At 43.0% G+C, this 22,989-nt stretch carries 15 protein-coding genes; 6 read left to right on the forward strand and 9 right to left on the reverse strand.

What is annotated here, in order from left to right; translation table 11 throughout:
- Positions 1-41: 41 nt before the first annotated feature.
- Complete coding sequence (gene purL / locus ORQ98_RS00765) at positions 42-3,947, reverse strand: phosphoribosylformylglycinamidine synthase (RefSeq protein ID WP_274686859.1); 3,906 nt, start codon at positions 3,945-3,947, stop codon at positions 42-44.
- 403 nt (positions 3,948-4,350) lie between these two features.
- Here purL and mltF point away from each other — a divergent pair, with 403 nt between their 5' ends.
- A complete protein-coding gene (mltF, locus tag ORQ98_RS00770) occupies positions 4,351-5,742 on the forward strand; it encodes a membrane-bound lytic murein transglycosylase MltF (RefSeq protein WP_274686860.1) in 1,392 nt (463 codons plus the stop codon).
- A 54-nt stretch (positions 5,743-5,796) separates the two neighbouring features.
- On the opposite strand, the gene tadA is transcribed toward mltF, so the two are convergent.
- The gene (tadA, locus tag ORQ98_RS00775) at positions 5,797-6,306 is read right to left on the reverse strand and encodes a tRNA adenosine(34) deaminase TadA (RefSeq protein ID WP_274686861.1); all 510 of its coding nucleotides are present in this window, start codon (positions 6,304-6,306) and stop codon (positions 5,797-5,799) included.
- A gap of 99 nt (positions 6,307-6,405) precedes the next feature.
- On the opposite strand from tadA, the gene ORQ98_RS00780 reads away from it, so the two are divergent.
- From ORQ98_RS00780 to folM, 3 genes are all read left to right on the forward strand, one after another.
- Positions 6,406-7,644, forward strand: a complete 1,239-nt coding sequence (locus ORQ98_RS00780; protein ID WP_274686862.1) for an HDOD domain-containing protein — start codon at positions 6,406-6,408, stop codon at positions 7,642-7,644.
- Positions 7,645-7,789: 145 nt separating this feature from the next.
- The gene (locus tag ORQ98_RS00785; RefSeq protein WP_274686863.1) at positions 7,790-9,172 is read left to right on the forward strand and encodes a class II fumarate hydratase; all 1,383 of its coding nucleotides are present in this window, start codon (positions 7,790-7,792) and stop codon (positions 9,170-9,172) included.
- Between the two features lie 363 nt (positions 9,173-9,535).
- Entirely contained in the window at positions 9,536-10,261 is a 726-nt protein-coding gene (gene folM / locus ORQ98_RS00790) for a dihydromonapterin reductase (RefSeq protein WP_274686864.1), read from the forward strand.
- A gap of 7 nt (positions 10,262-10,268) precedes the next feature.
- On the opposite strand, the gene ORQ98_RS00795 is transcribed toward folM, so the two are convergent.
- Together ORQ98_RS00795 and ORQ98_RS00800 are read right to left on the reverse strand one after the other, a co-directional pair.
- A complete protein-coding gene (locus ORQ98_RS00795) occupies positions 10,269-11,873 on the reverse strand; it encodes a Na+/H+ antiporter NhaC family protein (protein ID WP_274686865.1) in 1,605 nt (534 codons plus the stop codon).
- A 469-nt stretch (positions 11,874-12,342) separates the two neighbouring features.
- Positions 12,343-12,819 carry a Dps family protein gene (locus tag ORQ98_RS00800; protein WP_274686866.1) on the reverse strand — a complete coding sequence of 159 codons (477 nt, stop codon included), beginning with the start codon at positions 12,817-12,819 and terminating at the stop codon, positions 12,343-12,345.
- Between the two features lie 752 nt (positions 12,820-13,571).
- Between ORQ98_RS00800 and ORQ98_RS00805 the strand changes: the two genes are divergently transcribed.
- Positions 13,572-14,291 (forward strand): hypothetical protein, encoded by a 720-nt coding sequence (locus tag ORQ98_RS00805; RefSeq protein WP_274686867.1) that lies wholly within the window; start codon positions 13,572-13,574, stop codon positions 14,289-14,291.
- Positions 14,292-14,373: 82 nt separating this feature from the next.
- Here ORQ98_RS00805 and guaA read toward each other — a convergent pair whose 3' ends face one another.
- Together guaA and guaB are read right to left on the reverse strand one after the other, a co-directional pair.
- Complete coding sequence (guaA, locus tag ORQ98_RS00810) at positions 14,374-15,951, reverse strand: glutamine-hydrolyzing GMP synthase (RefSeq protein WP_274686868.1); 1,578 nt, start codon at positions 15,949-15,951, stop codon at positions 14,374-14,376.
- Between the two features lie 302 nt (positions 15,952-16,253).
- Positions 16,254-17,723, reverse strand: coding sequence for an IMP dehydrogenase (gene guaB, locus ORQ98_RS00815; RefSeq protein WP_274686869.1), 1,470 nt, complete (start codon positions 17,721-17,723; stop codon positions 16,254-16,256).
- Positions 17,724-17,832: 109 nt separating this feature from the next.
- Here guaB and xseA point away from each other — a divergent pair, with 109 nt between their 5' ends.
- Positions 17,833-19,227: an exodeoxyribonuclease VII large subunit gene (gene xseA, locus ORQ98_RS00820; protein ID WP_274686870.1), complete on the forward strand. Its 1,395-nt coding sequence runs from the start codon at positions 17,833-17,835 to the stop codon at positions 19,225-19,227.
- A 246-nt stretch (positions 19,228-19,473) separates the two neighbouring features.
- On the opposite strand, the gene der is transcribed toward xseA, so the two are convergent.
- From der to ORQ98_RS00835, 3 genes are all read right to left on the reverse strand, one after another.
- Positions 19,474-20,943 (reverse strand): ribosome biogenesis GTPase Der, encoded by a 1,470-nt coding sequence (gene der, locus ORQ98_RS00825; RefSeq protein ID WP_274686871.1) that lies wholly within the window; start codon positions 20,941-20,943, stop codon positions 19,474-19,476.
- A gap of 132 nt (positions 20,944-21,075) precedes the next feature.
- On the reverse strand, positions 21,076-22,248 hold the full coding sequence (bamB, locus tag ORQ98_RS00830; RefSeq protein ID WP_274686872.1) for an outer membrane protein assembly factor BamB: 1,173 nt from the start codon (positions 22,246-22,248) through the stop codon (positions 21,076-21,078).
- Between the two features lie 13 nt (positions 22,249-22,261).
- Positions 22,262-22,924, reverse strand: coding sequence for a YfgM family protein (locus ORQ98_RS00835; protein WP_274686873.1), 663 nt, complete (start codon positions 22,922-22,924; stop codon positions 22,262-22,264).
- Positions 22,925-22,989: the final 65 nt, after the last annotated feature.

A 22,989-nucleotide genomic window follows, 5' to 3' on the forward strand; every position in this document is an offset into this window, starting at 1 on the left:
CTATCAGCCAGGCTTTTTGATCTCAAATATTGGTCAATGACTTACCCAAGCCACACTCGAGCATTTTGGAACAGGCGTAACCATGGAGAGTCCTCTCTCCAGCTATCAGGCGCCCAAGAGTATTGTACTGTGCGGAATACTCGCTCAGGATGCGGCATCATAATAGTCACGCGACCATCGCTGGTTGTCACCCCAGTAATACCCGCAGGGGAGCCATTAGGGTTAGCAGGATAAGCTTCTGTCAACTGGCCATGGTTATCGACATAGCGCAAGGCAACTTGTTTTGCTGAATCCAGATGCTGCTGCCGATCTGCAGTTAGCTCGGCATAACCTTCACCATGGGAAACCGCAATTGGCATTCTTGAGCCTGCCATGCCCTGCAATAAAACTGATGGTGAATCCTGTACCTCTACCATCGCTAAGCGCGCTTCAAACTGTTCAGACTGGTTACGAACAAAGTGAGGCCAATGCTCCGCCCCTGGAATTAGCTCCCGCAAGTTAGATAGCATTTGGCAACCATTACATACTCCTAATGCAAAAGTATCCTGCCTAGCGAAAAAGTCAGCGAACTGTTGTCTGGCAACATCATTAAATAGAATTGACTTGGCCCAGCCTTCACCAGCACCCAAGACGTCTCCGTAAGAGAACCCACCACAGACAGCCATGCCTTTAAACTCAGCAAGCGAAGCTTGTCCTGACAAGACATCACTCATATGAACATCAACGGCCGTAAAGCCTGCTCGATCAAAAGCTGCAGCCATTTCAACCTGGCTGTTCACTCCCTGCTCACGCAATACAGCCAGCTTGGGTTTGGAGGATAAGTTAAGGTAAGGCGCGGCTATATTTTCTTCTGGTTGAAAGCTTAGCTCTGCATGCAAGCCTGGATCATTTTGCTGCAACAGTTGATCAAACTCTTGCTGTGCACAGTCGGGGTTATCTCTAAGAGCTTGAATCTGATAGCTGGTTTCAGCCCACCAGCGCTGATACTGTTGACGGCTATTACTCAGCACTTGCTGGTCATTCAATTTGAACTCTATCTGCTGGGTATCATTAAGCTGACCAATTTCATGAACCAGCTCTGCAATACCTGCTTGTTCAAACTGCTGCTTAACAGCTGCCAAGTCAGCTTGTTTAACTTGAACCACAGCTCCTAATTCTTCAGCAAACAACACTGCAGCCAATTCCTCTTGGCTAGCTACAAGCCCAGTTAAGTCGATAGAAACACCTGTACGGCCAGCGAACGCCATTTCCGCCAGTGTAGTAAACAGGCCGCCATCGGATCTGTCGTGATAAGCCAACAGTTTTTGCTCAGCATTTAATGCTTGTATTGCAGAGAAGAAACCTTTCAGTAATTGAGGGTCATCCAAGTCAGCTGCTTGCTGACCAACCACATTATAAACTTGCGCTAATGCTGAGCCACCTAACCGATTTTTGCCCTGCCCCAAATCGATAAATAGTAAAACTGTTTCACTTTGATTTGTTATGAGTTGCGGGGTCAGAGATAGGCGAGCATCTTCAACAGGCGCAAACGCCGAGATGATTAAAGACAGTGGAGAGATCACCGACTTATCATTACCTTGCTCATCGGTCCATTGGGTTTTCATCGACATGGAGTCTTTACCCACAGGAATCGTAATTCCCAGCTCCGGGCATAACTCCATACCAACAGCTTTGACTGTGTCATAAAGGTTAGCGTCTTCGCCAGGATGACCTGCTGCCGCCATCCAGTTAGCAGACAGTTTGATATCACTGATTTGCTTGACTTTAGCAGAAGCGATATTAGTAATAGCTTCGCCAATTGCCATTCGGCCTGAAGCAGCTGCATCCAATAGTGCTACTGGCGTACGCTCCCCCATTGCCATGGCTTCACCAGTAAAGCTGTTTAGTGTTGAAGTTGTCACCGCAGCATCTGCCACTGGCACTTGCCAAGGGCCAACCATTTGATCACGAGCCACTAAGCCAGTCACCGTCCGGTCACCAATCGTGATCAAGAAACTTTTACTAGCAACAGCAGGGAGCTTTAACACTCGCTCAGCAGCATCAGCCAAATCAACTTGCATGCTGTTAAATACTGCCTGCTCTGTTTGAGCCCGCGTAACATTCCGGTGCATCCGTGGTGGCTTACCCAGCAATACATCAAGCGGCATTTCCACTGGTTTGTTATCAAAGTGGTTATCTGTAACCACTAAATCTTTAGCCTCAGTGGCTTCACCCACAATGGCGTAAAGGCAGCGCTCACGCTGACAAATAGCTTCAAACTGGGCTAGATTTTCTGGGGCAACAGCTAATACATAGCGCTCTTGAGATTCATTACACCAGACAGCCAGTGGTGACATACCCGGCTCATCATTGGGGACATTGCGCAGTTCGAATTTGCCTCCACGATCACCATCATTCACTAGCTCTGGAAAGGCATTGGAAAGCCCACCTGCACCTACATCATGAATAAAAGCAATCGGGTTTTCGTTACCCAGCTGCCAGCACTGATCAATGACTTCCTGACAACGACGCTCCATTTCCGGGTTATCCCGCTGTACAGAAGCAAAGTCTAAATCCTCGGTACTCTCACCGGTAGTCATGGATGAAGCGGCACCACCTCCCAGACCAATTTGCATCGCTGGGCCACCGAGCACAATCAATTTGGCTCCAACAGGGATCTCACCTTTTTCCACATGCTCAGCGCGAATGTTACCTAAACCACCGGCTATCATGATTGGCTTGTGATAACCTCTGACTTCATCACCATCAGGACCCTTAATGGTTTGTTCGTAGGTTCGAAAATAGCCACACAAATTCGGGCGACCAAACTCATTATTAAAGCCTGCTCCTCCTAAAGGCCCTTCCACCATAATATCCAGGGCAGACACAATCCGGTTTGGCTTACCGTTATCAATTTCCCAAGGCTGAGTAAAGCCAGGAATTTTTAAGTTGGAAACACTAAACCCAGTTAAACCGGCTTTTGGCTTAGCACCACAGCCAGTGGCACCTTCATCACGAATTTCGCCGCCCGAGCCGGTTGATGCACCAGGATAAGGAGCAATTGCCGTGGGGTGGTTATGGGTTTCCACCTTCATGAGGATATGCACATCCTCTTGGTTGTAGCCGTATTCTTTAGTTGCTGGGTTGGGGAAAAAACGTTCAGCCTGATACCCCTCGATAACCGCTGCATTATCTTTATAAGCGGATAGCACTCCTTCTTGATGCATTTGGTAAGTATTTTTGATCATCGCAAATAGCGAACGATCTTGCTGCTCACCATCAATTGACCAGCTGGCATTAAATATTTTATGGCGACAATGCTCTGAGTTTGCCTGAGCAAACATCATTAACTCAACATCTGTAGGGTTACGTTGTAGTTTGTTTTGATAGCTGTCGTATAAATAGTCGACCTCATCATCGGCCAACGCTAAGCCAAGCGTCGTATTTGCTTGCACTAACGCTTCCCGCCCCTCTTGCTGTACAGGGATATAGTTCAATGGTGCTGGAGCACCCTCTGCAAATAAAGCGGCTGCTTCATCTGTGGTATAGCAAACAGCTTGAGTCATTCGGTCATACAGTGACTGTGCTAATGCCTGCAACTGTCCTTTATTTAGTGGTTGATTAGTCGTGATGAAATAAGCCACACCACGCTCAACCCGCTTTATTTTTTGCAAACCACAATTGTGCGCAATGTTGGTCGCCTTACTTGACCAGGGAGAAATAGTACCGGGCCGAGGAATAATCAGCAGCCTTTCACCTTGAGTGTGGTGTTCTTTAATATTTGGACCATAAGTCAGCAGCTTGGTTAGAACAGTTTGTTCTTTGACAGATAATGGCTCTGCTAAATCCACCAAATGGATATATTCTGCATAAATATCAGTTGTTTCCGGATGAAGTTGTTTCAGTTTTTGGAACAACTTCTGGCGACGAAAGTCGGATAGTGCAGGGGTTCCACGCAACTCAAGCATTCTAGGACCTCTGAGTGAGCGATGAGGGTTGAAAATCGGGCGTATCATACTGTATCTGGCCTTAAGCAGCTACTTGTCTTAGTGGTCAACACACTACGCCTGGTTTTCCAATTGTAGATAATTTAATCCAGATGTTTTATGAATTTGCATAAAAATGGCATAGCGCCCTTATTTGGAAGTGTATGAGCTTTCACAGCGAAATTTTTGAAAAAGACTTGTATTAAGGATTTCGAGTGACTGAGAAAATATTCTCTGTTGAAACAATGAGCAAATAAGATTATGCAGAACTTTATGAAACACCTAGGTTAAAGTATGATGGCTAAAAATTTGTGATGTACATCATGCAAGTATTTTACGTAACCGAATGACTGGTTGTTTTTATAGCAATACAACAATAAGACTTTTGCTCACTTTTTTTGTCTGTCTGTTGCAAACAGGTTGTGAACAACCCACGTCTTTGCAACAGGTTAAACGACAAAAAGAGCTGATTATTGTTACCCGTAATAGCCCGACCACATACTATCAAGGCAAAGAACAGCCGACAGGTTTTGAGTTTGAATTAGCTAAGCGCTTTGCCAAAGAGTTAGGTGTCAAGTTAACGATTATCACCGCAAATTCGCTCCCCGATGTTTTCCATGCCCTTGCTGATAATGGTGCTTCTCAACGTATCAGCCTGGCTGCTGCTGGCTTAGCTGTCACTGACCACCGTCAACGCCAAGTACGTTTTAGTCAGCCTTATATGGATGTTACTCAACAACTGATTTATAACGCTAAGTTGAAAACACCAAAATCATTTGCCGACCTTGTGCCAGGTAAGTTTCTGGTATTGGCAGGTTCAAGCCATGCAGAGCGCCTTAAGCAATATAGCGATCAAATCCCAATTCCTTGGGAAACCACTGAAGTGCATGAAAACATTGATTTACTAAGAATGGTGAATGATGGCGAGATCGACTATACGGTGGTTGACTCCAACGAGCTTGCCATGAATTTTATTTATTTCCCTAATATCCGGGTTGCCTTTGACCTGGCTCCAAGTGACAAGCTCGCCTGGGCATTCCCCAAAAGCGTTGATGCCAGCTTAATCAACCGGGCGAATTTATTTTTTGCCAAAATCAAAGCCAATGGCACCTTGGCCCACCTTTATGAGCGCTTTTATGGCCATGTCGAACAAATTAATTATGTGGGAGTTAAAACCTTTACCAAACAGATGCAAAAGCGGCTGCCTAAATACCGTAATTACTTTGAAAAAGCCGCCGAATCTTATGACATGGACTGGCGATTACTTGCATCAATTGGTTATCAGGAATCTCACTGGCGACCTAAAGCAAAATCGCCCACTGGAGTGAGAGGGCTAATGATGCTAACCCGTGCCACTGCTAAAGAAATGGGGGTTTCAAACCGGTTAAACCCTAAGCAGAGTATCATGGGTGGCAGCCGCTATTTTAAAAAAATAAAAGCGCGTATTAACCAAGATATTAAAGAGCCAGATCGAACCTGGATGGCACTGGCCGCATACAATGTAGGCTATGGCCACTTGCAAGATGCCAGAAAGCTGACTGAAATGCGTGGTGGAGACCCTAACAAATGGGTTGATGTAAAAGAGAGCTTGCCGCTTCTTTCCAAAAAACAGTGGTATCAACTGACCAAATATGGTTATGCCAGGGGCTATGAGCCTGTATTATATGTGCAAAACATTCGCCGCTACTACGACTTACTAAGATGGCTGACCGTACCTCAAATTGAAAACTTGCCTGTCGCCAAAAGTGAGCACTCGCCAGGCATTAAAGATGGTTAGTCCTGCATATTGTCTTTTAAAAAGTCTTCTAAAGCCAATACCCTACAATCATTTTCACTGCTGGTCTTTTTGTTGTTGCTTGAACAGCTTTTTAGCTTGGCGACGAGACTTAAAAAAGTCAGACAACAGTTGTCCACACTCCTCTGCTAATACTCCCCCTATCACTTCAACAGAATGATTCATCTGTGGTTGGCTAAAAACATCTGTTACGCTACCTGCAGCACCTGCTTTAGGCTCATAAGCACCAAAGACCAGACGTTTGATTCGGCTATGAATAATTGCTCCAGCACACATGGTACAAGGTTCTAATGTGACATAAAGAGAACAGTCAACCAGCCGATAGTTGCCTAAGTGTTGTGCAGCCTCAATTAAAGCCATCATTTCAGCATGAGCAACAGGGTTATGGCTACTAATCGGCTGATTAAAGCCTCTCCCTATTACATTCCCCTGATAGACGACAACTGCACCCACTGGCACCTCTCCAGCTTTAGCACCTTGTTGGGCAAGCTCAATTGCCTGATTCATCCAGCTAATATCAGTTTGGCTACTACTTACTACTGTCATTATTTAGTCTCAAGTGATCTTACTGACTGTACAATAACGGTCTACACTAAAATAAATAACTATATCAGCGAATAGAATTTTCCAGCCAAGGAATGGGCAATGGAAAAAAACAATCAGCCCTCTCTTGATGTCTTACGGCGCTTTGCCTGTTTTGAAAATCTTAACAAGCAACAGCTGATATTAATTGCAGCCGCTTGTGAGCAGCTATCGGTTGGCGCCAAAATAACCTTATTTAATATTGGTGAAACAGATGATAAAGAGTACTTTTTACTTAGCGGGGCAATAAAACTCACGGCTGCTGACGGTATTAGTAAAACGATTATAGCGGATAGTAAAGAGTCCATTGCACCTTTAGCAAGGCTGAAACCTAGACTATTTAAAGGGGAAACCACCCAAAAAAGTCAACTATTGGTGTTTGACCAAAGCCGACTTGATCAATTTTTGAGTGATAATAAAACAACCTTAAGTTCATTAATCCATGAAGATGAAGTAGAAGAACAATCTTTCTTTGACAGGTTTTCAGAAGACTTAATCCAAAACAGGCTACAACTTCCAACTTTGCCTCAAATAGCTATTGCGGTAAAAGAAGAGTTAAATCGAAGCAACAATCACCTTAATGATATAACCCACATTTTAAAACAAGACCCTGCTATTGCTGCCAAAGTATTAGCAGCAGCTAACAGCCCCTTATTTCGAGGAATTAGTCCTTGCGATACACTTTCTGGGGCTATTTCCCGGCTCGGCACTAAAGCAACAGAACAGTTAGTAATTGCCCTTAGCCTACAGGAATTATTACAAGTCAAAAGCCGCCTACTGCGACCACAAATTCATGAGTTTTGGCGTGAAAGTGTTGAAGTGGCTTGCTTAAGCCATGCCTTAGCGAAACACAGTAATCAGTTCAATCCAGAGAAAGCGCTATTGGTTGGTTTGGTACACAATATTGGTTTTATTCCTATTGTGCTGTATGCAGATCATACCGATGAAGAATGTACTATTGCTGAATTAGATGAGCTCAATCAAGAATTTGGGCGTCGTATTACCCAAGCTATTTTACATAAATGGAACTTCCCTGAAGATATTGCGGAAGCTGCTTTGCACAGCCACGACTGGTATTATGTCAGCAGTAAGCCAGAAGACTACACTAACCTGTTAATCATGGCCCAATTACACTATGCCATGTTCAATCGCACACATTTTCCTGAGCTGCCTCGAATCAGCCTAATTCCCGCATCCAAACATATTGGCATTGGCGACTTTAACCCACAATTCAGCTTACAGATTAAAAAAGAAGCGGATAAAAACATGGAGAGCTTTCATGCAATAGTGACTAACAAATGATCAACGGCTGTCCATATTCCTAATCGACAATCCAAATATTATAAGAAGGCACTTACTAGCCAGCTAAATGCTCAATACCGACAAGCGGGCATAGAAAATAAGAATAAAAATCATTACCATTAAGCAAAACCAAGACAGGTGAGTTATGACTGAATTTCGCATTGAAAAAGATAGTATGGGGGAGCTTCAGGTTCCTACTAACGCGCTATACGCAGCCCAAACGCAACGAGCTATCGATAATTTTCCTATCAGCGGCCTGGCGATGCCACCTTTATTTATCAGAGCCTTGGCTTTAGTGAAAAAAGCAGCAGCACTAGCCAATATCGAACTGGAGCTACTACCCAAACCGATTGGAGAAGCTATTGCTCAATCTGCTCAGCAAATTGTTGAAGGAGAACACCTAAACCAATTCCCTGTGGATGTTTTCCAAACAGGCTCTGGCACCAGTAGTAATATGAATATGAATGAGGTCTTAGCTACCTTAGCTAGCCAGCAGCTGAATGAAACTATCAGCCCCAATGATCATGTTAATATGGGGCAAAGTAGTAATGATGTTATTCCCACTGCTATTCACCTGAGTGCTTCCATTGGCCTTAAAGAGCAGTTATTACCTGCACTCCACCACTTAAAAGACGGCTTAACCAATAAAGCCAATCAGCTGGCTGAATACACTAAAACAGGTCGCACTCATTTAATGGATGCGATGCCTGTTTCCATGAAGCAAGAATTAGACGGCTGGGGTTTACAGATTGCCAATGGCATAGACCGTATAGAAGCTACTCTGCCTCGACTTCATAAGTTAGCGCAAGGCGGTACAGCGGTAGGCACCGGCATAAATGCTCATCCAGAGTTTGCCAACAAAATGGCTGCCCGCTTGAGTGTAGAAACCGGGTTAGCGCTAGAACCCAATAGCAGTTTTTTTGAAAGTTTGAGCAGCCAAGATGCTGCTGCCGAATTATCAGGGCAATTAAAAACAGTTGCTGTTAGCTTAATGAAAATTGCCAATGATTTACGCTGGATGAACAGTGGCCCACTCGCAGGTTTAGGAGAAATTGAACTACCTGCCTTACAACCCGGCAGTAGTATTATGCCAGGTAAAGTTAACCCAGTGATTCCAGAAGCAGTAGCTATGATTGCAGCACAAGTGATTGGTAACGACTCCACCATTACTATTGGCGCACAGTCAGGTAATTTCCAATTAAATGTTATGCTTCCCGTAATAGGCTACAACTTATTGCAAAGTATTCAGTTACTGGCAAACGGTGCTACTGCTCTCGCTGATAAAGCCATTGAAGGTTTTAAAGTGCGTGACGATAACCTAAAAGAGCCTTTGGCCAAAAATCCCATTTTAGTCACTGCTTTAAACCCCATTATTGGCTACTTAAAAGCGGCTGAAATTGCTAAAAAAGCCTACCAGGAAAGCAGGCCAATTATCGATGTAGCAGAAGAGTCTACAGATTTAAGCCGTGAAGAATTAATGAAACTACTCGACCCAGCCAAGTTAGCAGAAGGCGGCATTCAAGGGTAATTTTCTTACTATGGAAATTGAAGAGTAGTTATGGAGTAACAGGGTATTCTTCCACCGCTCTACAAGGGCAAGTTTACTACTGTGAAACTTGTGGTAGCGCCTTTAATTGAGATAAAAGCGCTACTGGATCAGCTATGGTCTTTAGAGCTTTAGCTGTTCTAAGCAGCAGTTCCAGAACACCCTATCACCCCATATTTCCCAACTTTTTCGACAGCCTCAAAAGGCGACTAAGAGGAGTTTCATAAAAACCTCCCAATTAAAGTACACTGCACTCCCTTCTCCTTCTGGGTCTTCTCTTCTATTTAAGACTTTTTTTCAGGCATAATGGCAGCAATACTTAATAAAAAATAAGACTATTACCTTATGTTTAAGCCATCAACAGCACCTGTTTTAATTACTGGAGGAGCGCAACGAGTTGGTTATCACTGCGCCCAACGTTTTGCTAAGCTGGGCCAGCCCGTTATTATTAGCTACCGCCAGCACCATGAAAATGTAGATAAGCTCACTGACCTTGATGTTAAATGCATCCAAGCTGATTTCTCCAGCTCAGAGCAAACCCTGGCTTTTATTCAAGAGTTAGCTAGCACTACTCCATCACTACGTGCAATTATTCATAATGCTTCAAGCTGGTTAACTGAAGAAGATGCAACCATGCCACCTGAGCAGCTAATGAGCATCATGACTCAAGTGCATATGATGGCGCCTTATTTAATAAACTTACACTGTCAGTCATTATTGAAAAATGCAAAGGAAACAGTCACTGATATTATTCACATCACTGACTGTGTAGTAGCCAAAGGCAGCTACTCCCATATTGCTTATACGGCAAGTAAAGCAGGGCTAGATAATATGACCCGCTCTTTTGCAAAACAGTATGCGCCTGATATTAAAGTGAATACAATCGCTCCAGCGCTATTAATGTTTCATCCTGACGACCCTACAGAGTATAAGGAGAAATCCCTTAGCAAATCATTACTCGGTATTGAACCAGGCCCCGAGGTCCTTTTCGAGGCACTTTGTTTTTTACTGGGTAATCGCTATATGACAGGACACACCCTTACGTTGGATGGTGGTAGGACTATTAAGTAAAGTCCTGCTAAGAAGTTATCGCTTGCAAAGAGTCCCCAGTATTTTTTCTGCTAGCTAACCACTTTAACCCTATCACCACAGCTACAAAAGCAATAGAAGACACCAGTAGACCAGCAATAACAGAATCAGCTACTCCCATTGCAATAAAACCGCAGCTAGCGACTAATGCCACTGCAAGACTGTACGGCAGCTGGGTCATCACATGATCAATATGGTGACAGCCGGCACCCGTGGAAGAAAGAATAGTTGTGTCAGAAATAGGAGAGCAGTGATCACCAAACACTGAGCCTGCTAATACAGCAGCCAACGCAGGCAGCATTAAACTAATTTCAATTGCAGCCGCCATATCACCTGCAATCGGCAACATAATACCGAAAGTCCCCCAGCTAGTGCCCGTTGCAAATGCCATGGCTCCAGATACTACAAATAAAATAACAGGCAACAACTGCGGGCTTAACCAGCTTTCTACCAAGCTTGATAAATATAACCCCGTTGATAGCTCTTTAATTAACCCTGTTAGCACCCAAGCAAAAATTAAAATAATGATAGCTGACAGCATGGATTGACAGCCTTGAACAATCCCCATCAATATTTCTTTTCCTGTTAGCCGTTCTTTAACAGCAATTGCCAAAGTTATTACCGTACCTACTAATCCACCATAAAGCATTGCTCCGGCTGGATCACAGTTCTCAAAAGCCCCTAATACAGTAATGGGTAAGTTGTCAGCTACTAAGGCTTGATAGCCAGTAAACCAAACAAAAAATAAAGTGGCAAAAATTAACGATACAATAGGCAATACCAGTTGGTATACTTTGCCTTCTCGTTCATTGTTGAAGCTAACTGTGCCTGCTGGGGTACCTCTAGCAGGATCGTAAAGCTGGCCTTCAACAGCCATCATTTCATGGCGCTTCATCGAACCAATATCCAACTTAAAATAAATAACCGCCAATACCATGAATAGTGCAAAGATCGCATATAAATTCATGGGGATCATTGTAACAAAAGCAGTTAATGGTGCTTCACTAGTAAGCTCGTGAGCAGCTAACACACTGCCAATCAAGGCAATAATATAAGCTCCCCAGCTTGAAATAGGAGTAATGACCACAACTGGAGCTGCAGTTGAGTCAATAAGATAGGCTAACTTAGCACGGGATACTTTATGCTGATCAGTTAATGGCCGACTAGTGCTACCTACCGCAAGGCTATTAAAATAATCATCGATAAAAACAATAATTCCTAACAAAAAGGTTGCTAATTGTGCACCTTGACCACTTTTAACCCGTTGCCGAGCCCATCGCCCAAATGCTTTAGCACCACCAAGCAACGTGACCATGCTGGTAATCACGCCAAGCAACAATAAAAACAGCATAATATCTACTTTACCGTGATTAATACTGCCAGCTTGGCCACTTTCACCTGCCTCCCAAAACAGGCTTAATCCAGCTGTACCCAGATGCCCAATACTGGCTAAAATATCACCACCATTAAGTAATAAAATGCCAACTAAAATACCTGCACCAAGTGAAATAAGCACTCGACGAGTAATAATCGCTAAAGCAATCGCCACAATTGGCGGTAATAACGACCATGCATTAGGCACGGAAAAGTCCATTAAGCAGCCCCTTAATTTAGGGCACCTCTAATAATTGTTTATGGCCTCTGAGCAAGCTGACGGGCTCTTGAACAAGACGGCTTGCGAAGTGTAAGGCTGGTTGCCTTTTCAAGTAAGCCAACACAGTGCAAGAGCCCGTCAGGCAGTGCCTTCAGGACCTTCTAGTAAACCCGCACTCGGTGTTGTTGCTTTTCGACAGGCCACCAGCATGCCTTCAAACCAACGCCTTGATTGCGAATTTACCAGAAGGCCAGAGACAGTAAACAATGATTAGAGGTGCCCTTTAGTTGAAATTAAGTTCTGCATTATACCGATTGGTCTGAACCTGTTAATACTAATAAATGAAAACTATTCTAAATTTCCTGATGGATAAGAAAAATAGCAAAAAGAAGGGTAGTCTCAGGATAAATGACAGCCCCAATCAACATTAAGGCTGTCACTTTATATTCATTATTTTTAAGAAAAAGTTTTACAACATACTTCTTAACATCCAGGCATTTTTCTCATGTAAACGCATTCTATCCGAAATTAACCCAACAGTAGATTCATCATCTGCCTCTTGAGCTGTAGGCAATATTTCCCTAGAGGTTCTAACTATCGTTTCATTGGCTTCAGCTAATAGCTTTACCATTTCATTAGCTGAAGGAACACCTTCCACCTCTTTTATGGCTGAAAGTTCAGCAAACTGTTTGTAAGTGCCTGGTGCTGGGTAGCCTAAAGTACGAATTCGTTCGGCAATTTCATCTACAGCAGTCGCCAACTCAGTATACTGCTCTTCAAACATTAAATGTAAATCACGGAACTGAGGCCCTGTTACATTCCAGTGAAAATTGTGGGTCATTAAATATAAAGTATAACTGTCGGCTAACAACCGAGATGTATTATGTGCAATTTTTTCCCGCGCTTCTGCCGAAATACCAATATTGACGTCTTGCACCTGTTTCATCACGCTCTCCTCAACCATTTGCTTCTGTTTAGTTTATTGGTTGATAGTATAGGACGAACAGCATACACAACAAAACTAATCAAATAAATAATTGCCATAGATAAAAACTATCAAAATAATCCAAGGTATTGTTTAGTTGAACCATTACAATGGTTGATATTACCGCCTAGTTTATAATGGCCAAATCAATATTATATATTTTTACTGGCTCTTGAAAAATATATAATATTTCTTGTCAACCACTTTATTAGTAGAATCCTAAAAGCTAAATCCTTGCTTGCAGTTATCCCACCCTCCATATAAATAATCTCATTTTAACTAGACTCAGTTAGGTGCTTTCATCTTAAAAAGCATTATTCCTTCAAATTACAACGGATTACTTTTTCAAGCTTAATCTAGACATTATTTGCTAGATAAAAAGCAGTTTTTTAATATTCACAACTATTTTTTATTATTTTAATTACAGTATTTCGACAAAAGCTCTTGATAATTTTTAGGGCTAGCTTACTACGACGAAGCCAGCAATAGCTGGCACTTAGTAAAACAAAAAAGTCAAGGGGGCTGTCTAATGACAAAGCTCCATGAACTAGTCTTTTCAAAGTGGTTGATGTTAAGAACGATTAGGAAAGCTTCTTCATACAAACTTAATAATATAATGTAAAAGCTACCCTATACTCCATTCGAGTGGTATGTAACACCACATACAAATCATCACTACATCTATTTTTGAAATGAATTTAAGGGATATTCAAATGAATGAATATATTAATTGGGATGATGGACGTCGACTCAATCTTTCAACTGGAGCAACTGCTAAATGTCAGGCTTTAAACCCAGGCCAATTATATGCTCTATTTTTATATAACAGCAGCAATGCCGATCATGATATACAAGCTACTGTAGTAGGCAGCAACTCTACTCCTCCTGTACAGGTAACTGTACCAGGCACCACTGCTAACGAAGGTTTAGCTTCAATAGTTTTAGTCTCTGGTAATGATACTGATACTGTATCTATATCTATTGTTCCTAATGGAGTTCATTCAACTAATAATTTAGATATTTGGATTGGTAGTGTTCAAATGCCAACTAATACTGCTGGTTTAAATAATCAGCATTTAGATGCGACAGGTCAACCACAGCAATTTAACAAATATTGCCGGTATTACTCTGTGCCTGCTTCACACTGGTATAACGTATCAATAAACAGCAATATCAATCAATTTATCAGTGTTCAGTTCCAAGAAAGCACAGCTACTGTATACATTGTTAACCCAACACCAAATGCAAATGCACGTGTTACTGCATTAGGCACTGTTACTGAAAATAAAGATTACACTATCGTAAAAGGCGCAAATCCAACTCCACAAACTATCACTCATTACTTATCAGGCAATGGAAAACAGTTTGTTTGGATGGATGCAGACAGTGAACAAAACTCTGAAGGAGCTACATTAGCTCTGACTAGTTTATAATACGGACAATAAAATAAGTCACATTTAGGGTAGGCTACATTTGTAGCCTACCTCTTTTCTTTCAAAAGGCTAATAAATACAATTATTCCCACTCAATCGTCGCAGGCGGTTTGCTCGACACGTCATACGTCACTCGTGAGATACCACTGATTTCGTTAATAATTCGGTTAGACACTTTTTCTAATAATTCATAAGGTAAGTGCGCCCAGCGAGCTGTCATAAAGTCGATCGTTTCTACAGCACGTAAAGCAACAACATACTCGTAACGACGTCCATCACCTACCACACCAACCGACTTCACTGGCAGAAATACGGCAAATGCCTGACTGGTTTTATGATACCAGTCTGCATTATGTAATTCCTCGATAAAAATAGCGTCAGCCTGGCGGAGCACATCAGCATATTCTTTTTTCACTTCACCCAAAATCCGCACCCCTAAACCTGGACCAGGGAATGGATGGCGATAAACCATGTCGTAAGGCAAGCCTAGTTCTAAGCCTATTTTACGGACTTCGTCTTTAAACAATTCACGTAGAGGCTCAACCAGCTCGAAAGCCATGTTTTCTGGTAAACCACCCACATTGTGGTGTGATTTAATGACATGGGCTTTACCGGTTTTAGCGCCCGCAGACTCTATTACATCAGGATAGATGGTACCTTGAGCCAAGAACTTAACGTCTTTTAGTTTTGCCGCTTCTTGATCAAATACTTCAATAAAAGTATTACCAATAATTTTCCGTTTTTGTTCCGGGTCATTAATACCTTTTAATTTATTTAAAAACAAATCTTCGGCATCGGCACGAATAACATGCACTCCCATATTTTCTGCAAACATGGCCATTACCTGATCACCTTCACGTAGGCGTAATAAGCCATTATCTACAAATACACAGGTTAATTGATCGCCGATAGCTTTATGCAATAAAGCCGCAACAACAGAGGAGTCAACGCCACCAGACAAGCCAAGCAGTACTTTATTACTACCAACCTGCTCTCTTACCTTATTAATTAAATCATCAATAATGTTGCTTGCCGTCCACAAAGGCTTGCAACCGGCAATGTTCAACACAAAACGTTCTAAAATCCGCTGGCCTTGCTTAGTATGAGTCACTTCTGGATGAAATTGCACACCATAAAAGTGCTTTTCTGCATGTTCCATTGCAGCGATTGGACAGCTGTCAGTTTTCGCAACTAATGAAAAGCCTTCGGGTAGTTGGGTCACTTTATCCCCATGGCTCATCCAAACGTCTAAAGATAAAATACCTTCACTACTGACATGATCTTCAATGCCAGCAAATAATTCTCCTGGAACAGTCAAATCAACCTGTGCATAGCCAAACTCTTGCTTAGCAGAGCAGGATACCTTTCCACCAAATTGCTCAGCCATTGTTTGCATGCCATAACAAATACCAAGTACAGGTACATTTAACTGAAAAACAATTTCTGGCGCCCGAGGCGAGTTTTCTGCCGCAACGGACTCAGGACCACCCGCCAGGATAATTGCCTTTGGATTAAATGCTTTAATCGCCTCTGACTCCATATCAAACGGATGGATTTCAGAATAAACCCCTATTTCACGCACCCGTCTTGCAATTAGCTGGGTATATTGAGAGCCAAAATCCAAAATTAAGACACGTTCAGCATGAATATCTAAAGACATAATTAATCTCAAAAAATCATCGAGGTAAAAGAGTAACGGGGCTGTCTTAGCCCCGCTTTATACTCTTCGCAATTGACTTTTAGGGGTTGTTGTCGCTGACCACCATGGATGGTGGGAATGCAGTTTAAGCAGGAGCATTTAACTGCCTTCACCCTAATCATTTATTTATATATAAACTCATAGGGCTTCATCGCTTGACGGCCCAGCTAGCGCTCTTTAAAACAGTTAGCGTTGCTATCGCTAACCTTGCAGTAGCAGGTTAGCCCCCAAAAGCCATTCGCTTTGACTATCTTACTAAGCCTTTAACCGACCCGGTAATTGGGTGCTTCCTTAGTAATGGTTACATCATGAACATGACTCTCCCGCATCCCAGCATTAGTGATCCGAACAAACTGGGGTACGGTACGCATGGTTTGAATATCCGGGCTACCGGTATACCCCATGGCTGCTCTCAAGCCACCAATCATTTGATGCAGAATGCTAGCCATTGGGCCTTTATATGGCACTCGGCCTTCAATACCTTCTGGTACTAGTTTTTCGACACCAGCCTGAGCATCCTGGAAGTAACGGTCACTGGAGCCGGAAGCCTGAGACATGGCACCTAAAGAACCCATACCCCGGTAAGCTTTATAGCTTCTACCTTGGTAAAGCTCAACTTCACCTGGTGCTTCTTCTGTGCCCGCCAACATACTGCCCATCATGACACAGCTGGCGCCAGCAACAATCGCTTTAGCAATATCACCCGAATAGCGAACGCCGCCATCCGCAATGACTGGAATATTTTCATTCTTTAATGCTTCTACTACACTGGCTACCGCTGTTATCTGAGGTACGCCTATGCCTGTTACCACCCGAGTGGTACAAATTGAGCCAGGTCCAATCCCTACTTTTACCGCATCAGCACCCGCATCAGCTAATGCTTTGGCAGCTTCAGCCGTGGCAATATTGCCACCAATCACTTGGATATGTGGAAACTGTTTTTTAACCCACGCGACTCGGTCTAGCACCCCTTTAGAGTGTCCATGAGCGGTATCCACAACAATTACATCAACACCGGCTTCAACCAGCGCAGTGACACGTTCTTCTGTTTCAACACCAGTACCTACTGCGGCACCTACGCGTAATTGGCCTGCAGAATCTTTACTAGCATTTGGGAAATCTTGAGCCTTTTGGATATCTTTCACTGTCATCATGCCAGTGAGATTGAAGTTATCATCAACCACTAATACTTTTTCGATGCGATGCTTATGTAACAATTGTTGTACTTCGTTAGGATCAGCACCTTCTTTAACTGTCACCAGTTTTTCTTTTGGTGTCATAATGTCAGAGACTAATGTATCCAAATCCAACACGAAGCGAACATCACGACTGGTAACTATTCCCACCAGGTCACCGTTTCGCATAACAGGCACACCTGATATTTTATTCTGGCGGGTGAGGTCTAATAACTGCCTGACTGTTGCCCCTGCTTCAATCGTGATAGGATCTTTTACCACGCCACTTTCATGCTTTTTAACTGCACGAACATGGTAAGCCTGATCAGCAATGGTCATGTTTTTATGAATGATGCCAATACCGCCCTCTTGGGCCATGGCGATGGCAAGCTGAGATTCCGTCACTGTATCCATTGCAGCTGATACCAGAGGAATATTCAGCTGAACTTCCCGGGTAAGCTGAGTTTTTAAGGATACATCTTTAGGCAATACTTCAGAGTAACCTGGAACTAATAAAACATCGTCAAATGTTAGGGCTTCTTGGGCAACGCGCAACATACTATGTCTACCGTATTGGCTTGCAAGGTGGGTAAATAAATCCCGCCAGTATAGCTTTTTTAGCTACTACTAACAATATCGACTGCTTTTAAAATCATCTAAGGCTGCTATGACCATACCAACAGCGGACCCCTATATTTCTCAATCCACTCCAGAACGGCAAGTGCTGAGCGTTTCTCAACTCAATCAACAGGTACGCCGACTGCTGGAAATTAGCTTAGGCCAGATTTGGGTAGAAGGTGAAATTTCTAACCTGGCGATTCCCTCATCAGGGCATTGGTACTTCACCTTAAAAGATGCTAATGCCCAAGTTCGCTGCGCCATGTTCCGCAACAAAAACCAGCTACTAGGGTTTATTCCTGAAGAAGGCACCCAGGTATTAATGCGCGCCAAAGTAAGCTTGTATGAAGGCCGTGGAGACTACCAACTAATCGCTGAGTATTTAGAAGAGTCTGGTGATGGTGCACTGAGACGGGCATTTGAGCAATTAAAGCAAAAACTGTCACAACAGGGCTTTTTTGAGGAAGCACATAAACGACCAATTCCTGAACTACCTAAGCATATTGGGGTGGTTACCTCTCCGACTGGTGCTGCCATTCATGATATTTTATCAGTACTGAAAAGACGCTTTCCTGCCATTCCTATTACCGTATTTCCCACCGCTGTTCAGGGCAAAGAAGCTGCACCACAAATCGTTGCTGCAATTACAGCGGCTGAACGCTATGGCCAATGTGATGTGCTAGTTGTTGGTAGAGGTGGTGGTTCGTTAGAAGACTTGTGGCCCTTCAACGAAGAAGTGGTCGCCCATGCTATTTATAATTGCTCAATACCTGTCGTGAGTGCAATTGGCCATGAGGTGGATTTTACGATTGCTGATTTTGTGGCTGACTTGCGTGCTCCTACCCCTTCGGCTGCAGCCGAAATGCTAAGTAGCGTTAGCCAGCAGGAGTGGCTATCTGTCATAACTAACTACCAAAACTTGCTTAAAGAGAAGCTGCAAAATGCACTTGCTTTTCATCAACACCAATTGACTAGCCTGAAAAAAAGACTTCGTCACCCTGGTCACCGTTTACAAGAGTTAAGTCAACGGTTTGATGATTTGGAAATTCGCTTAAAGCAAGCAATGGATAAAAAATTGGTTATTGCCAAAAACCAGCTAAAACTTCAACATAATGCCATCCAGCAACAGTCACCGGCTAAACAACTGTTGCAGTATCAACAATTCGTTCAATTACTTACCAATCGCTTACACCACAGTACTCAACAAGCACTAAAAAACAATCAACTTAAAATGCAGCACGCAGCCAAACAACTACAAATGGTGAGTCCATTGGCGACATTAAGCCGAGGTTATTCGATTACTTTAACTGAAGATAAGAGTCAGGCTATTCGCTCTTATAGTGAGGTAAAACCAGGGGACCAGCTAACAACTTTACTGACTGATGGGGAAATTAGCTGCCGGGTAGAAAAAACAACAAAGCGCCGAGCGCTAAAGACCAAATAAAGCAAAAAGCTGACTTGCTAGGGAATATCACAAAAACTAACAGATATGGGGTAACAGGGTATTCTATCGCCGCTGTCGGGAACAGTTTTAGCTCTAAAGGCCAGGGATGGCCTTTAGAGCGGCGAGGAATAAACTGTTATTCCGTGTCAGACGCAAAACTTCTTTTCAACATCCTTTTGCGTCACCCTAGTTAAGAAAAATTTTTTATGATCATCGATTATTTAAATGATCAGACTCGAAGGGTAACTAGCTTTTTTTCTTACGTTTCTTCTTATGCTCTGCCTTTTTCACATGTTTCATTAGACGTTTTTTCTTATTAACTTGACGATCTGATAACTTATTCTTTTTCCCTGCATAAGGGTTTTCGCCACCTTTAAACTCAATGCGTATTGGCGTACCAACAATCTTTAATTCCCTGCGGAAAGTATTTTCTAAATAGCGCTGATAACTGGCAGGCACTTCACTGGTTTGATTACCATGAATCACAATAATCGGTGGATTACTTCCTCCCATGTGGGCATAACGTAATTTAATGCGATTACCTCGAACCAAAGGAGGCTGATGCTCAACTATTGCATCCTCTAACAAACGCGTCAGTTGGTTAGTTGACCAGCGACTCATTGCTGCTTGATAAGCTTCTTCTACTGACTTATATAAATTTCCTACGCCAGATCCATGGAGTGCAGAAATATAGTGAATGCGAGCAAAATTAATAAAACCCAAACGGCGCTCCAGTTCTTCCTTAACCTGGGTTTTCATTTCTGTATCCATGCCATCCCACTTATTCAGTGCGATCACAACCGCTCGACCTGACTCTAAAATAAAACTCAATAAGTGTAGGTCTTGATCAACCAAGCCTTCTTTAGCATCTAAAACCAGAATCACGACATTAGCATCACTAATTGCCTGTAAGGTTTTAACAACAGAAAACTTTTCAACGGCCTCTTTGACTTTGCCACGACGACGTACACCAGCCGTATCAATTAACGTGTATTTTTGCTCTTGTCGTTCAAAAGGAATATAAATGCTATCGCGCGTAGTGCCTGCATGGTCAAACACAACCACCCGATCCTCACCCAGCATTCTATTGACCAACGTAGATTTACCGACATTGGGACGCCCGACAATACCTATTTTTATGCCCTGGGCTTCTTGCTCAATTTCAGCTGTTTGCTGCTCTTCAACCCCTTCTGCACTTTCTGCTAACTCAGTCAATTCTTCAGGTTTGGGAAACTCATCCAAAACCTTATTAATCAGCGCTTTCACACCACGACCATGGGCAGCAGCAATACCTTCGACATTAGCAAGACCCAGCTCATAAAAATCTGCCAATGCTGCATCAGCATCTAAACCGTCCAGCTTGTTTACCACTAAATAAGCAGACTTATTATGTATCCGTAAGTGCTTGGCAATCATTTCATCAGCTGGAGTCAACCCTGCCCGAGCATCAACCAGAAATAACACTGCATCAGCCTCATCAATCGCTTGCAACGACTGACCAGCCATCATGGCATCAATGCCTTCCTCGTTACCAGTGATACCACCTGTATCAATTACCAAATAATCGCGATTGCCAAGCTTTCCTTCACCATACTGACGGTCACGGGTTAAGCCAGAAAAGTTTGCAACTAAAGCATCTCTGGAACGGGTGAGTCGATTAAACAGGGTCGACTTTCCTACATTCGGTCTTCCCACTAGAGCAATGACTGGTGTCATAACATTTCCTACAACTTCAAAAGCACCCTAAGTGCTGAATTAACCCAATGATAGGTTATTAATTTAAATGCTTATAACAACAAACGGCTGCTTGTGATCACAAGCAGCCGTTTTAAAGTAAGGTAAGATCGTTTACTTAACAATTTCCAGTGCAGTTAAGTCACCATCATTACTATATACATAAACAAATACGCCATCCGTCACTGGTTGAGTACGAATGCCTGAGCTATCCACTTTAACCCGTGCAACAAACTGCCCTTCTAATTGGGAAATATAATGTATATAGCCCTCAAAATCGCCCACTACAACATAGTTACTGATTGGTGTAGGAGCAGTGATTTTACGGTTTTCTAAATCTTGCTGTTGCCACAATGTAGAGCTGGAATTTAAGTCAACCGCTGTTACATAGCTTTGGCTATCAGACAAATAGATATTACCAAAACCCTGAGCCAAGCCTTCTGCACTAGAGGCTTTACGTTGCCAAAGCACTTCACCTGAACGAGGGTCAAGCGCAACCAGCTGTCCTTGGTAGCTAACTGCGTAAATGACACCTTCGTGGAATAGAGGTGTTGCATCAATATCCACTATTCGTTCCAGCTCGTTACGCCCTTGAGGCACAGCTACACGCTGCTCCCAAACCTGAATTCCCTTGTCTGCGGCAAATGCTTTCATTTTGCCATCAGAAAAGCCACTAACAGCCAGTCCTTTAATCAACAATGGCGAGCTAGTGCCGCGAAGAGTTAATACTGGCGGGTTACCTTCATAAATCCATAGGCGCTCGCCTGTTTCTGCATCTAACCCCACCAATTTATCATCAATACTGCGAGCAATAACGACTTGACCATCAGTTTGCGGTGCAGCAAGTACTTCACTGGTTAGCTGTGCTTTCCAAGCGACTTTGCCATCATCTTGGTTTAATGCGACTACTTCACCTGTTTCAGTGCCTAGCAACACTTTGCCAAAACCAGCAGTAACACCACCACTTACTGGCAGCTCAAGCTCAACTTCCCACAGCTCTTTTCCAGAGTCACGATCCAGAGCAACCACTTCACCATGAACATCACTGGCAAAAATCCGATTACCATCAATTGCTGGAGTTAATTTGTAGTATTTATCATCATAGCCATCACCCACTTGATGGTTCCAAACTTCGCGAACCTTAATGGAGTTTTCAATATCGGTTAAAGGCTTTGGTTCCAGTGCAGTATCACTATCATCAGAGTCAAACAAGCTACAGCCAGAGACCAATGCAAACAAGGCCACTGTACTGACTAACTTGAGGAATGTGTGACTATTTTGCTTCACTTAACACCTTCCTTTACTGAGCAGCTAAATCATCTAGCTTGACTTGAACAAATAGATTGGGCTGACCATTATCTTTACTGGCATCGAGTGCTTTTTGGTATGCGTCACGCGCCTTAGCCTGATTACCTTGAGCTAAATAAACATCCCCTTTAAAGGACTCATAATTAGCAGTAAATTTACCTGCATCAACTTTCTCAACCAGTGCTAATGCCTTATCAGCCTGGTCAGTAGACTCGGCAAAAATCACCCTTGCCAAACGCAGCTTGGCGACCAGTTTGAGGTTAGTATCAACATCTTGCTTTAGCACCCATTCCAATTCAGTTTTAGCTGCAGCCAGGTCTTTTTCAGCTACAGCCTGCTTTGCTTTGACAAATGCAGCAAATACAGCATAAGTCGTATCAGAAAATTCTGTTTTTAACTGGTTGGCAAGATGTTCCAAAGATGACTTATCTTCGTCACTTAACTCCCCTTGAGCAGACTTGCTAGATACTTCTAATAAGTCGCTATAAATTGCTGATGCCTCAGCAGCAACCGACAGCTTATGGTTTTGCCAGCCTTTATAACCGAATACACCAGCCAGCGCGACACTGATACCAACCAAAATGGCTGTACCATTTTCTTTCCACCATTTTTTCAGTGCTTCTAACTGCTCTTCCTCAGTACGGTAGGCTTCCACCCTTCACTCCTGTACAAATTTTTATCTATCTTTCATTTACTCAATAGGCTGCAATTTTGCAGCCG

The sequence above is a fragment of the Spartinivicinus poritis genome, assembly GCF_028858535.1.
In the GTDB taxonomy this organism is placed as follows: Bacteria; Pseudomonadota; Gammaproteobacteria; order Pseudomonadales; family Zooshikellaceae; genus Spartinivicinus; species Spartinivicinus poritis.